The 15,782-nt window shown below is 63.9% G+C and carries 10 protein-coding genes; 5 read left to right on the top strand and 5 right to left on the bottom strand.

The genetic code is table 11. The features are described from left to right. Positions 1-7: 7 nt before the first annotated feature. The gene (locus EV688_RS10300) at positions 8-2,611 is read right to left on the bottom strand and encodes a TonB-dependent receptor (RefSeq protein WP_117318101.1); all 2,604 of its coding nucleotides are present in this window, start codon (positions 2,609-2,611) and stop codon (positions 8-10) included. Between the two features lie 305 nt (positions 2,612-2,916). On the opposite strand from EV688_RS10300, the gene EV688_RS10295 reads away from it, so the two are divergent. Next, positions 2,917-4,887: a BCCT family transporter gene (locus tag EV688_RS10295; RefSeq protein WP_205686641.1), complete on the top strand. Its 1,971-nt coding sequence runs from the start codon at positions 2,917-2,919 to the stop codon at positions 4,885-4,887. Between the two features lie 79 nt (positions 4,888-4,966). Beyond that, entirely contained in the window at positions 4,967-6,316 is a 1,350-nt protein-coding gene (locus tag EV688_RS10290) for an MFS transporter (protein ID WP_205686642.1), read from the top strand. Here the strand turns inward: EV688_RS10290 and EV688_RS10285 are convergent, their stop codons facing one another. Next, a complete protein-coding gene (locus tag EV688_RS10285; protein WP_117318105.1) occupies positions 6,317-7,420 on the bottom strand; it encodes a glycosyltransferase family protein in 1,104 nt (367 codons plus the stop codon). Between the two features lie 40 nt (positions 7,421-7,460). Continuing rightward, positions 7,461-7,976 carry a phosphatase PAP2 family protein gene (locus tag EV688_RS10280; protein WP_117318107.1) on the bottom strand — a complete coding sequence of 172 codons (516 nt, stop codon included), beginning with the start codon at positions 7,974-7,976 and terminating at the stop codon, positions 7,461-7,463. Positions 7,977-8,156: 180 nt separating this feature from the next. On the opposite strand from EV688_RS10280, the gene EV688_RS10275 reads away from it, so the two are divergent. Together EV688_RS10275 and EV688_RS10270 are read left to right on the top strand one after the other, a co-directional pair. Next, on the top strand, positions 8,157-9,617 hold the full coding sequence (locus tag EV688_RS10275) for an amidase (protein WP_117318109.1): 1,461 nt from the start codon (positions 8,157-8,159) through the stop codon (positions 9,615-9,617). A gap of 17 nt (positions 9,618-9,634) precedes the next feature. Next, positions 9,635-10,282: a helix-turn-helix domain-containing protein gene (locus EV688_RS10270; protein ID WP_117318111.1), complete on the top strand. Its 648-nt coding sequence runs from the start codon at positions 9,635-9,637 to the stop codon at positions 10,280-10,282. 7 nt (positions 10,283-10,289) lie between these two features. Here the strand turns inward: EV688_RS10270 and EV688_RS10265 are convergent, their stop codons facing one another. After that, on the bottom strand, positions 10,290-11,351 hold the full coding sequence (locus tag EV688_RS10265) for a COX15/CtaA family protein (protein WP_117318113.1): 1,062 nt from the start codon (positions 11,349-11,351) through the stop codon (positions 10,290-10,292). Positions 11,352-11,452: 101 nt separating this feature from the next. Beyond that, positions 11,453-13,405 (bottom strand): acetoacetate--CoA ligase, encoded by a 1,953-nt coding sequence (locus tag EV688_RS10260; RefSeq protein WP_117318115.1) that lies wholly within the window; start codon positions 13,403-13,405, stop codon positions 11,453-11,455. 330 nt (positions 13,406-13,735) lie between these two features. Here EV688_RS10260 and EV688_RS10255 point away from each other — a divergent pair, with 330 nt between their 5' ends. Further along, the gene (locus tag EV688_RS10255; RefSeq protein ID WP_117318117.1) at positions 13,736-15,649 is read left to right on the top strand and encodes an ATP-binding cassette domain-containing protein; all 1,914 of its coding nucleotides are present in this window, start codon (positions 13,736-13,738) and stop codon (positions 15,647-15,649) included. The last annotated feature ends 133 nt before the right edge of the window (positions 15,650-15,782 follow it).

The raw sequence follows: 15,782 nt of genomic DNA, 5'->3' as shown, positions 1-15,782 counted from the left end.
AGTCACATCAATTGAAATCGTAGTTGACGCGGAAGCCGGCGGTCAGGGGGCGCGCAAGCATGACGCGCTCTCGATCCGCGACGAAACTGCCGGTCAGCTCTGCCGCCTCATCCGTCAGGTTGTCGACGAACAGCTCTGCCGTCCAGGAGGCCGTGCTCACGCCGGCTGTCACACCCAGCATCATCCAGGAATCCAGCTCCATGCGATTGATGCTGATGATATCCGTGAACGCAGTATCCGAATAGGACACGTGCGGCATCACGTGGGCGCGCATGCCGTTGTCGAGATCCCAGCCGTAGCGCGCCCGCAGGTTGCCCTGAAACTTCGGCGCGTAGGCCAGCTCGTCGCCCTTGCGAACATCCTCTGTCGGCGTCAGTACCTCAGTGATTTCCGTGTCAAGGAACGAGAAAGCACCGGTCACCGTCAGGCCCGGCACTGAAGCCGGCGCCCAGGTCACATTGCCTTCAAGCCCCCATATCTCGGCATTTGCCGCATTGTCCGAGAAAAACAGATTGGTAATGCTGGGATCAAAAATCGTCGTCTGCAGATCGTCAATCTCGACGAAGAACAGACTGCCGTTGAAACGCAGGGACTGGGCCAGGTCCAGCTTCCAGCCAATCTCGTAGTTGGTCACGGTATCGGTGTCGAGTGCGAAGGGCACGCGATAATCACCGGGACCATTGGCGCCACCGGGACGATTGAGCAACCCCGGGCGAAAGCCCTCGGAAATTGTGGCAAACCAGAGCTGGTCGGCGTTCGGCCGCCATGAGAGGGACACCTTGCCGATGACGCCGTCGGTCGCGGCGACATCCGGCGCAGACCGCAGCGCTGCCGCCACCTGATCCGGTGCCTGGTCGATGGTATCCATCGTGTAGGTGATCTGCTCTGCAGGATCGCAGGTTCCGCGGAACGTAATCTGACCATCACCGTTGTAAAGATCAGAGATATCCGTCCCGAAGGCGTTCACATCCGGCCCCGTCAGATTGCAGAACGACGAGTTCGCGCTGCCCTCCAGATCCACCTCGATATCGTACCAGCGCGCACCCAGAGTCAGGGCGAGCTGAGGCGTCAGGTCGTAGGTCGCCTCACCGAAGACACCGAGTTGCGTATCGGTACGTCGCACGTCGTTGCGGAAGTTCGTGCCGGCGGGAAAGGGCCCAGGGTCGGATGTGAAGCCAGTGGTGAACGGAAAGTTCGGCGAAAAGCCCGTCTGTACGCCGAAACCGTCCACCCGTGTGGAGCCGGGATAGACGAAATCGTTGCGCTCATCCAGCTGCAGATCGCTGTAGAAGCCACCGACCGTCGCCCGGAGCCGGTTGGCTTCCGGTGTATTGATACGGATTTCGTGTGTCTGCACCGTGGTATCCGTGACGCTGGTAACGAGCAGATCGGGCGGCTGACAGGTGCCCGAGGGAGCCGCATCGCCCGGATAGGACACCGATCCGTCGCAGATGTAGTACGGCAGGTACTGGCCGACAAACATGTAGTCCGAATAATCGATGCGCTGGTTGCTGTCGCGCTGGGTAAAGGCCCCGGAGTACAGCACCTCGAGCTCTCCGACCCGGCCTTCCAGCGTCAGGGCCGTGTTGTGGAACTCGTCAGACAGCTTGTCCTCGGTGAAGCGTGTCACCTCGTAGTCGTCCAGCTCCGGATCGGAGTAGAACACGCCGTCGGAATCAAGCTGCTGCTGCATGTGAGAGAGCTGCAGGGTCCAGTTCTGGTTGATCAGGTACGTGGCCGACAGGCGAAAACCCGAGTAGGTGGTGTCGTTGTAGTCATCCTCGGCGATGGTGCCGTTGTCGGCCTCGAGGAAATTGACATTGCTCAGGTCGGAAGTGGACTGGAACCCGGCGCGACGGGGCTCGACCGCCACCCCATTGGCACGCACGGTGCCTTCGGGGCGGAAGCGTGCACTTTCGCGCAGGGTCTGCGTGCCGGCAACGTTATCCACGTAACCCCCCATGCTGTCCGCGTAGACAACGCCACGCAGGGCCAGCTTGTCGGTCACGGGCAGATTGAGAACGCCCTCCATGTTGTTGCTCATTTCACCGCCCCGGGTGAAGGAGGTTCCCGCCTTGACCTTGCCGTAGGTGCCGGAAAAATCCGGCTTGTTGGTGATCAGGCGGACCGTTCCGGCCTGCGAGCTCGCGCCAAACAGGGTGCCCTGCGGCCCGGACAGCACCTCCACGCGATTGATATCCGCCGTGTAGACATCGAGGTTGCGGCCGGGCTGGGCAAGAGGCTGCTCATCGAGGTAGAAGGCGACATTGGGGGCCAGACCGGCCACCCCGGCCGTCGTCAGGGCCGGCGTTGTCGAGGCAAGCCCGCGGATGTAGATCGTGTTCTGTCCCGGACCGCTGCCACCTGCCGTGACGCCGGGCAGCTGCACCAGGTAATCCTCGAAGTTGGTGATCCCGAGCTGCTCTAGCCCCTGCTGCCCCAGCGCCTGGACGCTGAGCGGGATGTCCTGCGTGCTGGCGGAGCGCTTGGTGGCCGTGACGATGACCTCCTCCAGCTGGGCCTGCGCGCTGCCGGCCAGCATGGTGCCGGCAATTGCGGAAACCACGGCATGGCTGAGACGGCGACGGTTTACGGTCGGACGTTGATACATGAAAGATACCCCTCTTTGAAAATTCGAAGACAAACTTTCCCTGAGAGCGGACCGGCGTTTGCACGGTCTGCTCCGATAGTTTGTCTGCTGTGCGACAAATGATACTTACAGACCTAAGCAATTACCAGATCACAATTGTCGGCAAAATAAGGAGAAAACCCGGTATCAGCAAGAATTTTCCGAAATCTTACAAAGTTCTGTCGCAAAATGGACAGCAATATGCTTTCCCTGCAAATGAGTTTTCCAGGTATCGTGATAGACTTTCGGAACTTACATTTCACTTCCTGGCAAAGAAGTTGTCGTCCATGAACACGCCCATTGAACGCCGTTTTTACGTCGACCACACGGTCTTCTGGCCTGCTACCGGGCTATTGATGCTGCTGGTCATTATCGCCAGCGTCTGGCCGGAAAGCAGCCAGCAGGTCTTTCAGTCCCTGCAGACGGCGATTGTCCACTACGCCAGCTGGTACTACCTGCTGGTGGTCGCCATCATTCTGATCAGCGTTGCCGTGTTCAGCCTGTCCCGCGCCGGGGACATCAAGCTGGGACCGGACCACTCAGAGCCGTCCTACTCCTACGTGTCCTGGTTTGCCATGCTGTTCGCGGCGGGCATGGGTATCGGCCTGATGTTCTTCGGGGTTGCCGAGCCGGTGATGCACTTCCTGACTCCCCCACTGGGCGAGGGCGGCACCGTGGACGCCGCGGCCGAGGCCATGAAACTCACGTTTTTCCACTGGGGCCTGCACGCCTGGGCCATCTACGCCATTGTCGCCCTGATACTCGCCTATTTTGCCTTTCGTCACGGCCTGCCACTGACCCTGCGATCGGCGTTCTACCCCCTGGTAGGCGAGCGAATCTATGGGCCCTTCGGCGCTGCGATAGATGTCTTCGCGATTGTCTGCACGACCTGCGGCGTTGCCACCAGCCTGGGGCTGGGAGTACTGCAGATCAACGGCGGCCTGAATTATCTGTTCGGCGTCGAGATATCTGTCGGCGTACAGGTCGCCCTGATCATCGGCACCATGCTGCTGGCCACGGTATCCGTGGTACTCGGACTCGATGCCGGCATCAAGCGCCTGTCAGAGCTGAATATCGGTCTGTCGATGATCCTGCTGTTCGGCGTTCTGCTGGCCGGCCCCACCGTGGTCATACTGCAGGGCACAGTGGAGAATTTCGGCACCTACATCGGCGACCTGGTCACCAACACCTTCAACCTCTATGCCTATGATCCTACCGACTGGCTGGGTGGCTGGACCATTTTCTACTGGGGCTGGTGGCTGAGCTGGTCGCCCTTTGTCGGGCTGTTCATTGCCCGGATCTCCCGCGGGCGCACCATTCGCGAATTTGTCCTCGGCGCCATGCTGGTGCCCTGCGGCTTTACGCTGCTGTGGATGGGTGTGTTCGGCAACAGCGCCATTGAACTGATACTTCATGGGGGCGCGACGGAGCTGGCGGACGCGGTGCAGGAAAACCAGTCGGTGGCGCTGTTCAGCTTTCTCGAGTATCTGCCGATGACCACAATCCTGTCGGGTATCTCGCTGCTGATGGTCGTGGTGTTCTTCGTGACCTCCGCGGACAGCGGGGCGATGGTACTCAACATGCTCTGCGCGAACGGTCGCGACGACACCCCGGCACCGCAGCGCATCTTCTGGACTGCGCTGATTGCGCTTATCGCCATAGCCCTATTGCTGGCGGGCGGTCTGTCCTCGCTGCAGACAGCGGCTATCGCCAGCGCCCTGCCCTTCTCCCTCGCCCTGCTCGGCGCAATCTGGGGTTTCGGCAGTGCACTGCGCCAGGACGTCGCCAAGCGAATGACGCAGACTGTCACTCCCTATGTAAACCTGCCCGGCGACTGGCGACAGCGCCTCTCGACGCTGCTGCATTATCCGGGACAGGCGACGGTCATGCGCTTTATGGAGACGACCGTGGCCGAGGCCATGCGGGATTTTGCAGCAGAACTCGCCGCCCACGATGTGCAGGCCCGCGTTGTCGATGAGCTCAGTGAAAACGGGTCACTGCATATCGACGCGCTGCACGGCGAGGAAATCGATTTTGTCTATCGCGTGCGCTGCCGGCCACACCCCATGCCCTCCGCCGGCATCGCCGCAGAATCCATCGAGGAGCTCGGCGAGGAAGACAAATTCTATCGCGCAGAGGTCCACCTCAAGGAGGGCGGACAGGACTACTGCGTGATGGGCTGGACTGCCGAGCAGATCAACCACGACATTCTGTCGCAGTACCAGACACATCTGCAGTTTCTGCATTCCCTGCGCTGACCGCCCCGGCGGGCGTGCCTCCCGGAGGGCGGATCTGGGCTAAGATAGCCGGGTTTTCATCGGTCACGGGGCGGCAGCCATGCCAGATCAGAACACCACGGCGGGATTCGAGCGGGATATCTACGGGCGCTTCTACGCGCTTATCGCGGAGGAAGAGGATGCGCGGGTCTGCAGGGATATTCCGGACGACGCCTGCAGCGAGCAGCCCGCGGCCTTCACGCTGCAGCTGCTGTCGCAGATCCTGACCAAGATAGGCGACGCCCTTACCAGCAGCCGCATTGTCCTGGCCTGGATTCTCGCGTCCCTTGCGGCACCGGCGATTTACCTGTCACTGCTGGTGCCAGTGCGTGAATCACTGTCGCTGCTGCCGCAGCTGTTTGTCGCCCAGCGCGTGCGCCAGCACGCCATTCGCAAAGGCTTCTGGGTCGCCGGCAGCGCAACGCAGGCGGCGTGCCTTCTGGGCATGGTGCCGGCGATCCTCTGGCTGCGGGGGCACGCGCTCGGCCTTGCGGTGATCTGCCTGCTCGCCATTTTCAGCCTGGCCAGAGGGGTCTGCTCGGTTGCCGCCAAGGACGTGCTCGGCAAGACGGTCTCCAAGAGCCGGCGCGGGCGCCTGAGCGGTCTGGCCGGATCCGTCGCCGGCCTGGTGACGCTGGCGGTGGCCGCGGCACTGATGCTTTACGGAAGCCTTGATACACCGCGCGAGGCGGGAGACACGATGCTGTTCGTTGTTCTGCTCACCGTGTCGGCCGCTGCCTGGCTGCTCGCCGCCGCGCTGTATTCCCGCATACCGGAGGTCCCAGGCGCCACCGGTGGTGGCGGCAATGCCATTAGCGAGGCGCTGCGAAGTCTTGCCCTGCTGCACTCGGATACCACCTTTCGCAACTTTGTCATCGCGCGCATTCTGCTGATCTCCACCGCGTTCGCCATTCCCTACCTGGTGCTGATCCTGCGCGCCAACGGCGACGGCGACAGCTACGATCTCGGCGCCCTGCTTCTCGCCGAGGGCCTCGCCGCCCTGCTCTCGGCCCCATTCTGGGGCTACTGGTCAGACAGCGCCTCGCACCGGGTGATGGCGGCGGGGGCGGCGATTTCCGTGCTGACACTGGCCGGCACACTGTTTCTGCAGGGCTACGCGCCAGCGCTGCTCGGCAGCGCCCTGATCGGCGGGCTATTGATTTTCCTGTGTGCCGTGGCCCACCAGGGCGCGCGTATCGGACGCAAGACCTACCTGGTAGACATGGCGGACAGCGGTAATCGCGCGAGCTATACGGCCGTCAGCAATACGGTGGTCGGGGTGTTTCTGTTCAGCGGTGCCGGGCTCGGTGTTCTGGACGCGACCTTCGGCACCAGCAGCGTACTCTGGCTGCTGATTGCCGCGGGCACGCTGGGGATTCTGCGCAGCGCCAGCCTGCCGCGGGTTGACTGATCAGGCCGCCCAGCCCGCACCGGACGGCGCGGCCCGCGCATCCGGGCGCACGCGCAGCGGCACGGCACAATCCGGTGTCACGCTGCGCCACAGGTGATCACCCAGGCGCGCCAGCGATTCACTCGCATAATCGCCGGCCAGCAGCCAGTCCGCCAGTGACGACGCGACATCCGGGTAACGTACCCGCGGCGCAAAGGCATTGGACGCGAGCCAGGTCTCAACCACCTCGTGGCTCAACCGCGGCATGCAGGTCGCCAGCCGGAGCTCCGCCAGCGCCAGGGCATTGGATGCCTGCTCCATCTGCCGCTGCTGGGGTTTGACCAGCAGCCGCTTGCCAAGCGCAAGACACTCGCTGGCAAGCTCGAAACCCGCGCCGCAGATAACCCCCTCGCAGTCTTTCAGATCCGCCTGAAAACCGCTCACCGAGGTCGGCCGCAAATGCAGATTGCCGCGATCTTCCGGTTTCAGTCCCGGGGCGTAGATATGAAACTCGAACGCCGGGAAGTGCTTCAGCAGGGACTGCACTGCCGCGATGTCCTCAAACGGCAGGTAGACGAGGATCTTGCCGGCCCGCCGCACGCCCTCCCGCACCGACAGGTGAATCAGCGGCGGCAGAATCAGTGGCGAGTAGCGCGCCCAGTGCAGACCTATGCGCACCTGTCCGGGAGCGAACCAGCGCATCACGAGTTCACTCGCCAGATTCGTTTCGGCCACCGGCACGGCGTAATCGAAGGCCGGCTGATGACCCAGGCTGATCACGGTCTTGCCGCGCACCCGCCCCGCCCAGGCGGTAATCGGCTCAAAATCCGTAAGAATAACGTCGTAGCGCGCGACGTCCAGCGCCCGGACATCCCGCAGGAAACGAAGATAGTGGTTTGACAGCAGCGTTTTGCGATAGCGAAGCCGCCCCGCCTCGTTGACAAAGCTTAAGCCGCTGCGCACCCGGTAGTCACCAAAGCCCTGCATGTCGAACAGCTGCGACGGCTCACGGCCGCTGAACAAGTAGTGCACATCGGCGCCACGCGCCGCAAATGCCGCCGCCATGGCCCGAGCCCGACTCAGGTGGCCGTTGCCCGTGGCCTGCACGCCGTAGAGTATCTTCATCACCCGCTCCTGCAGCGATGCACCGGGACCCGCTCTGTCGTCACAGCAGATAACCTGCAGTGAACAGGCACAGAGACGTTCCCAGGGCCGCGCCCAGCACGGTATCGCTGGGAAAGTGCACACCGAGGCTCACACGCGACATGCCCACCGCGGCAGACCACAGGTAAAACAGGGCCGCTGTGGCGCCGTAGTGCACCACCAGCAGCGTGACAAACAGGAAGGCACCCGATGTGTGCCCCGAGGGCATGCTGAACTGGTCCGCGGCGATGATCCGGCTGTGGAAACCCGGCAGCAGCTCGGCGGGACGACGGCGGCGGAAACTGTTCTTGAGCACCCAGTACACCACCCGCTCAAGGCTGAACGTGATCGCGGCGTGCTGCAGAAGGAGCACGCCAGGGGTGGTAACGGCCGCCAGCAGCAGCGGCAGCGCGATATACAGATAGCCGTCGGCGCTGCGTGACAGGACCCGGCTGTGGCGCAGAATCCAGAGCGTGGATCCGCGGGTAGCCAGCAGCCACTGCCGGTCGATTGATGCTATGCCATTCAATGCTCGCATGCCTTCAGAGTAGGCACGGCGGATGACAGAAACATGACCGAAAGCCCTCGCTGCGTGAATTTTTCATGACAGCTGACGGCCGGGGATACCCGCCTGATCACGAACAGACCTGCAGAGGATTCCCGGGTGGCTTTGCAGTATCATCGCAGACGCAGCCACGCAGTCAGAGGACAGCCAACCATGAGCCTTCTTTACCGCAGCGCATTCGGCATTGCCGAAGACATCAAGGCACGGCAAATTTCCGCCGTCGAAGTCCTGACGTTTTTCCTCGAACGCATTGATACCTTCAATGCCGATATCAATGCCGTGGTCGCTATGGATACGGACGCCGCCCTGACCCGCGCCCGGGCCGCCGATGACGCCGCGGACCGGGGCGAGGACTGGGGTCCTCTGCACGGCGTACCGCTCACCATCAAGGATGCCTATTGCACGGCGGGCCTGGTGACGGTGGGCGGCATACCTGCCTGCGCCGAGCACATACCCGAGCGCAATGCCGCGGCCGTCCAGCGCTATGTCAATGCCGGCGCCATCGTGTTCGGCAAGACCAACGTGCCGTTCATGAGTGCCGATCTGCAGGTTTTCAACGATGTCTACGGCGTCACCAACAATCCCTGGCGCCGGGATCGCACCTGCGGCGGCTCGTCCGGGGGGTCCGCTGCTGCGCTTGCGGCGGGGCTGACGCCGCTGGAGCTGGGCTCGGACATCGGCGGCTCCATCCGCACGCCCTGCCATTTCAACGGCGTCTTCGGTCACAAGCCAACCTATGGTCTGGTCAGCCTGCAGGGGCATCTGCCCCCGGGAGAGGACGTGCTGTCGGAACCCGATCTCTCGGTCGCCGGACCGATGGCGACCTGCGTGGACGATCTTGAAAAAGCCCTCGACCTGCTGATCGGTCCCGCGCCCGGTGTAGCGACGGAACATTCCTTTACCCTGCCGGCGGTGCGCTTTGATACAGTGCGCCAGCTGCGCGTTGCAGTCTGGTCCGACGACAGCTTCTGCCCCGTGGACCCGGTCATCGCCGAACACGTGGAGGCGGCGGCAGACTGCCTCGAGCGCCTCGGTGCGAGCGTGGATCGCCGTGCCAGACCGGACATCGATCCCGAAGCCAACCACCACAACTACACCCAGCTCATGCTGTCGGTGCTCGGTGCCGACATGCCGGAGAGCGTGCGCCGCATGGCGGAGAGCAGGGTGGCGGAGGCAGACCCCGAGGACATGAGCGAACCCCTGCTGCAGATGCGCGGCATCGCCCTGTCGCACCGCGACTGGCTGCGACAGAACGAGATCCGCATGCGTACCCGCCGGGCCTGGGCATCCTTTTTTACCCAGTACGACGTCCTGCTTTGCCCCTGCGCGCATGTCCCGGCGTTCCCGCACGACCACGCCGAAGACATGCAGTCGCGGCTGCTGCACGTCGACGGCGTCGCACGGCCCTACACGGAAATCCTGCGCTGGGCCGGCCTGACGCTGAACGCCCTGCTGCCCGCCACTGCCGTCCCGCTGGGCACAACCCGGGACGGACTGCCGGTCGGCTGCCAGATTGCCGCGGCACACATGGGGGATCGCACCAGCCTTGCGGTAGCCCGCCTGCTGGAAACCCATCACCGCGCCTTCGTTCCGCCCCCCGGCTACAGCCATTGACACAACGAGACGCCCGCATGCCTGACAGCCACGACCTTCCGGAAGACAAAAACCCCGAGCTTGCACCGGGAACCGCACTGCGCCGCGGCGCGCCCCTGCCCGGCGGCACGGATCCGGCCAGTGAATTCCTCTGCCAGCGCGTCACCGAACTCCGGCAGCAGCACCGTTTCACCCTTGAGCAACTCGCCGCTGCCTCAGGCGTCAGTCGCTCCATGCTCAGCCAGATCGAGCGCGGCCGCGCCAACCCCACGCTGGCGGTGACCTACCGCATCGCGCAGGCCTTTGGTATCAGTATCGGTGAGCTGGTGGATGATCCCAGCGCCAGCGCCGGTATCGAAGTGGTCTACGGCAACGATCCTGCCACTCTCTTTCGCGCCGACCACGAGTGCCAGATACGCACCCTGTCGCCGCTGCATCAGGAAAAATCCGTGGAATTCTACGAGGTCCGGCTGCAACCCAGGGCGCGACTGGCCAGCAGCGCGCATTACGACGGCACGCGGGAACTGTTCACCGTCGCGGAAGGACGCGCGCGCATCCTGAGTGGCGGCAGTAGCTGCGACCTGGGCAACGGTGATACCGCGCAGTATCGGGCGGACGTGGACCACTGCATCACCAACGCCGGGGACGATGCGCTGCGCGGCTACCTGGTGGTCACGTATAAATAGCGCGGCCTCAGGCGTGTGCGCTGGCCCGGCGCAGCAGCGTGTGCGCCAGAAAAATCGTGCTGCTCAGGAGCAAGACAGCGCCACCCTGATGCGCGGCTGCCAGGGGCACCGGCACGTGCAGCAGCAAGGTGCTGATCCCCAGCACAAGCTGTAGCGTGAGCGCCGCGACAACGCCCAGCGCCGCCCAGCGGATGCGCGGCTGGGTTTCGCGCTGCAGCACAACCACGGCAAAGCCCACCAGCAGTGCGGCCAGCAGATAGGCGAACAGACGGTGGTTGAACTGTATCGTGGTGACGTCCTCAAAGGCCGCCAGCCACGCCGGCTCCATGGCGTACAGCCCCTCGGGCACAAAGGTGGGGCCCATCTTCGGCCAGGTGCTGTAGGCAAACCCCGCGTCCGTGCCGGCAACGAGGGCACCCGAGAGAATCATGAGGTACACCAGCGCCACCAGCGCCACCGCCCCGACACCCAGTCCGGACCGGTAATCGTTGCTCGGCGCCGGCCGCTGCGGGTGACGCCACAGATCCAGAATTACCCAGAGCATGAAGCCGTAAATCGCCACCGCCAGCCCCAGGTGCGCGGCAAGCCGGTACTGGCTGACGCTGGGCCGGTCGACCAGGCCACTCTGCACCATGTACCAGCCGAGCAGTCCCTGGCAGCCTCCCAGCACAAACAACAACAGCAGTCGCGGCAGCATGCCGGGCCGTATCATGCCGCGCAGCGCGAACACCAGCAGCGGCACGAAAAACAGCACACCGATGAGCCGGCCGAGTACCCGATGCAGGTACTCGTACATGAAAATCACCTTGAAACCATCCAGCGACATGCCGCGGTTTATCTGCTGGTACTCGGGAAACTGACGGTACTTGTCGAACACCGCCTGCCACTCGGCCTCGGACAGGGGCGGAATGATGCCCATCAGCGGCCGCCACTCGACCATGGACAGGCCCGAGCCCGTAAGTCGGGTGACGCCGCCGAGCAGAATCATGCCGAAAATCACAACGGCGCAGGCGATAAGCCACAGTGCAACGCTGCGGTCGTGCTGTGGCAGGTAATGGCGTGAGGTCATGGGCTCCCGTCGAATCCGGACATTGGCAGGCGCGTAATGATAGCGGATTTGACCGCAAAACCGGAGCCGGCCGAGCCATACCGGACGTGCCGCCTGGCCGATCAGTCCTGCAGTTCCGGGCGATTCGCAAACAGCGACAGCGCCTCGGGATTGGCGAGGGCGTCAGTGTTCTTCACGGGCCGCCCGTGCACCACGTTGCGCACCGCGAGCTCGACAATCTTGCCGCTGATCGTGCGTGGGATATCCGCCACCTGCAGCACCCGGGCCGGCACATGGCGCGGCGTGGTATTCTCGCGGATGGTGCGCCGGATGCGATCCACCAGCGCCTCATCCAGCACTACGCCCTCCCGCAGTACCACGAACAGCACCACGCGCACGTCATCCTGCCAGTCCTGGCCGATGACCACGCTCTCCAGTACCTCATCGATGCGCTCGACCTGACGGTAGATTTCTGCGGTGCCGATGCGCACGCCACCCGGGTTGAGCACCGCATCCGAGCGACCGTGGATCACGAAACCCCCGTGGGCAAACACCTCTGCGTAGTCGCCGTGGGCCCACACCCCGGGCCAGGTAGCGAAATAGGCGTCGTGGAAGCGGCTGCCGTCATCATCGTTCCAGAAGCCCAGCGGACAGCTGGGAAACGGCCGCGTGCAAACCAGTTCGCCTTTCTCTCCCACCACGGGCCGGCCGCTGTCATCCCAGACCTCCACCGCCATGCCCAGGCCCGCCGCCTGAATCTCGCCGCTGTAGACCGGCAGTATCGGACAGCCACCGACAAAGCAGGACAGGATGTCGGTACCGCCGGAAATACTCGACAGGCACAGCTCCTGTCTGAATTCGCGATACACATAGTCAAAGCTCTCGTGGGACAGCGGCGAGCCGGTGGACAGCACGCTGCGCAGGGAATCGAGGCGGTGGCTTTCCCGCGGCCGGTGCCCGGCTTTCTCCAGCGCGGCAATGTACTTGGCGCTGGTGCCAAACACGTTGATGCCCTCGCGGTCGATGGCATCGAGCAGCAGATGGCCGTCCCGCGCAAAGGGCGAGCCGTCATACAGCAGCAGCGTCGCGCCGCAGGCGAGCCCCGACACCAGCCAGTTCCACATCATCCAGCCGCAGGTGGTGTAATAGAAGAACACGTCGCCCTCGCCCAGGCCTACCTGCAGGCGATGCTCCTTGAGGTGCTGCAGCAGCGTGCCGCCGGCGCCGTGCACGATACACTTCGGCACGCCCGTGGTTCCCGAGGAGTACATGATGTAGAGGGGGTGGTCGAAGGGCAGTGATGCGAAATCGATGTCGCTGGCCTGTGCATCACCGAAAGCGGCAAAGTCGATGGCATCGGGATGGGCCCTGCTGATATCCCGATCCCCCACCAGGGGAACAATCACCACGGTCTCAATGCTCGGCACCTCGCGGCAGACAGCCTGCACGCGCTCGAGACAGTCGCAGGTCTTGCCGTTGTAGTAATAGGCATCCGCGGCAAACAGCACCCGTGGCTCAATCTGACCAAAGCGGTCGAGCACGCCATTGATGCCGAAATCCGGCGAGCAGGACGACCACACGGCACCCAGGCTGGCGGTGGCCAGCATCGCCACCACCGTCTCCGCAATGTTCGGCAGGAAACCCGCCACACGATCCCCCGGCTGCACGCCGGCATCACGCAGGCCCGCCGCGACCCTGGCGACCTCGCGGTAAAGCGCATCGCGGCTCCATGTGCGGCGCTCGCCGTTTTCCAGCAGAGATACCAGTGCCGTCTGCTCCCCGCGATAGCGCAGCAGGTTGGCGGCAAAATTCAGTTCTGCCCCGGGAAACCAGCGCGCACCCGGCAGCGCATCGGGATTTTCCAGCACCGCATCGCCGCGTGAGGAGGCCTCGACGCCCGCAAAGTCCCAGACTGCCTGCCAGAACGCCGCCGGCTGCTCCACCGACCAGCGGTGCAGCTGCCGATACTCACCATTGAACGCAACCCCGTGCTCACGCTCCACGGCCTGCATGAATGCCGTAATCGGCGCCTCCGCAATGCGCTTTGCATCCGGTGTCCAGAGCTTTTTGTTCATGAGTCCTCCCGTCGAGGCGCCAAAGCTTCGCACACCCCAATCAACACTGCCAACCCGCCGGGGTCAGGTCCGAGCGCTCCCCCGTCACGGACCACCGCAGTCAGGCCGGTCACCGGGTTGCGGGTTTTCGAGACACGCCGTGAAGCCATCCGTGGCGGCTCGGCGGCGACATCCATGTCGCCGACGGTCTCGAAAACCCGCAACCCGGCGACCGGCCGACCTACGAGGTTCCAAAGCCCCACTGTTCCAAAGACCCCACTCGGCCCCAGGCCCACAGGTAGGTTATGATGCGCGCCTCTTGAACCAACGGCAAAACGCCGACGAGGAACTATGGATCTGCTGCGGCTTGACCGCGCTGCCCTGGCTTTCGGGACCCAGGTGCTGCTGGACGATGTTGAACTCACGCTGCGCCGGGGCGAGCGCCTGGGCCTGCTCGGCCGTAACGGTGCCGGCAAGACCACCCTGCTCAAGGTGCTGGCCGGTGATATTGATCTGGACAGCGGCGAGCGCTGGGTGCGCCCGGGCATCCGCATGGCGCGCCTGGAACAGACGCTGCCGGACGGCGACGACGCCACGGTGTACGCCACGGTGGCCGGCGGACTGGATGACGTGGGCGAGCTGATTGCCCGCTACCACGCTATCCTCGGCAGCGGTGAGGACATGGACATGCAGGAACTGTCCAACGTCCAGCAGAAGCTGGAGGCGGCGGACGGCTGGCGACTGCAGCAGCGCGTGGAGACCGTTCTCAGCCAGCTTCAGCTGCCAGCGGACGTCACCCTCGGCTCGCTCTCCGGCGGCTGGCGGCGTCGCGTCGCCCTGGCGCGGGCGCTGGTTGGTGAGCCGGACATCCTGCTGCTGGACGAGCCCACCAACCACCTGGATATTCCCTCTATCGAGTGGCTGGAAACCCAGCTGGCGCAGTACGGCGGTGCCATCGTGCTCATCACCCACGACCGGCGCTTTCTGCAGCGCGTGGCCGGCCGCATCGCCGAGCTGGATCGCGGGCACCTGACCCTGTGGGAAGGGACCTACCGCGGCTTCCTCGATCACCAGGCGCACCAGGCAGAAATCGAAGAGCGCGCCAACGCCCTGTTCGACAAGAAGCTCGCGGAAGAGGAAAAGTGGATCCGCCAGGGGATCAAGGCACGCCGCACCCGCAACGAGGGCCGCGTTCGCGCCCTGGAGAAACTCCGCGGTGAACGCAGCGAGCGCCGCGAGCGCACCGGGACTGCCAGCTTCAGCATCGAGGACGGCGCGCGCAGCGGCAAGATTGTCGCCGAGCTCCAGCACGTATCCCATGGCTATGGGGACAAGACCCTGCTGCGGGATTTCTCCACGATCATCCAGCGCGGCGACCGCATCGGCATTGTCGGCCCCAACGGCGCCGGCAAGTCGACCCTGGTGAAAATCATTCTCGGCGAGCTGGCCCCGGACAGCGGCGAGGTCATTCTCGGGACCAAGCTGGAGATTGCCTATTCCGACCAGCTGCGCGGCAAGCTCGACCCGGAGAAGAATCTGATCGACAACATCTGCGAGGGCCAGGATTTCATTGAGGTCAATGGCAAGCGCCGCCACGCCATCTCCTATCTGGGGGATTTCCTGTTCTCGCCGGAGCGCATCCGCACGCCGGTCAAGGCGCTCTCGGGTGGCGAGCAGAACCGCGCGATCATGGCGCGCCTGTTCACCCGACCGGCCAACCTGCTGGTACTCGACGAGCCGACCAACGATCTCGACATCGAGACGCTGGAACTGCTGGAGGAAATTCTGCTGGAGTTCAAGGGTACGGTGCTGCTGGTCAGCCACGACCGCGACTTCATGGACAACGTAGTGACCAGCCTGATGATCGTGCGCGGCGATGGCACGGTCGAGGAACAGGCCGGCAGCTACAGCGACTGGGAGGCCCGGGGCGGCAGACTGGTGGAGCGCGCTGACACGGGTCGCGCCACCCTGAGCGAATCCGTGGCGCCGCCCGCCGCCGCGCCCGCGAACAGCATACCGCCGACGCCAAAAAAGAGCGGCGGCAAGCGACTGTCCTACAAGGAAAAGCGTGAGCTCGAGCAGCTGCCGGAGCGCATCGAGATGCTGGAATCACGCCATGACGCCCTAGCCGCGATGACCAGTGCCGCCGACTTCTATCAGCAGCCCAAGGACACCATCGAGGCGGCGCTGGCAGAGCTCAATGACGTGCAGCAGTCGCTGGACGCCGCGCTGGAGCGCTGGACGGAGCTGGATGAGCGCGCCTGATCCGGCGCGCCATTCATCGCCTGGGAAAGGCTAGTAGGCCACTGATATGTTGTGACCTGTCAATCGCATTCTTCCAACTTTCATGTGCTATTTTTCATGTTTTCTGCCTTTTGCAGTAAGCCCTTGGAACAGA

Origin of the sequence: Chromatocurvus halotolerans, from assembly GCF_004340525.1 — a bacterium.
In the GTDB taxonomy this organism is placed as follows: Bacteria; Pseudomonadota; Gammaproteobacteria; order Pseudomonadales; family Halieaceae; genus Chromatocurvus; species Chromatocurvus halotolerans.
This window is presented reverse-complemented; position numbering and strand designations above follow the sequence as displayed.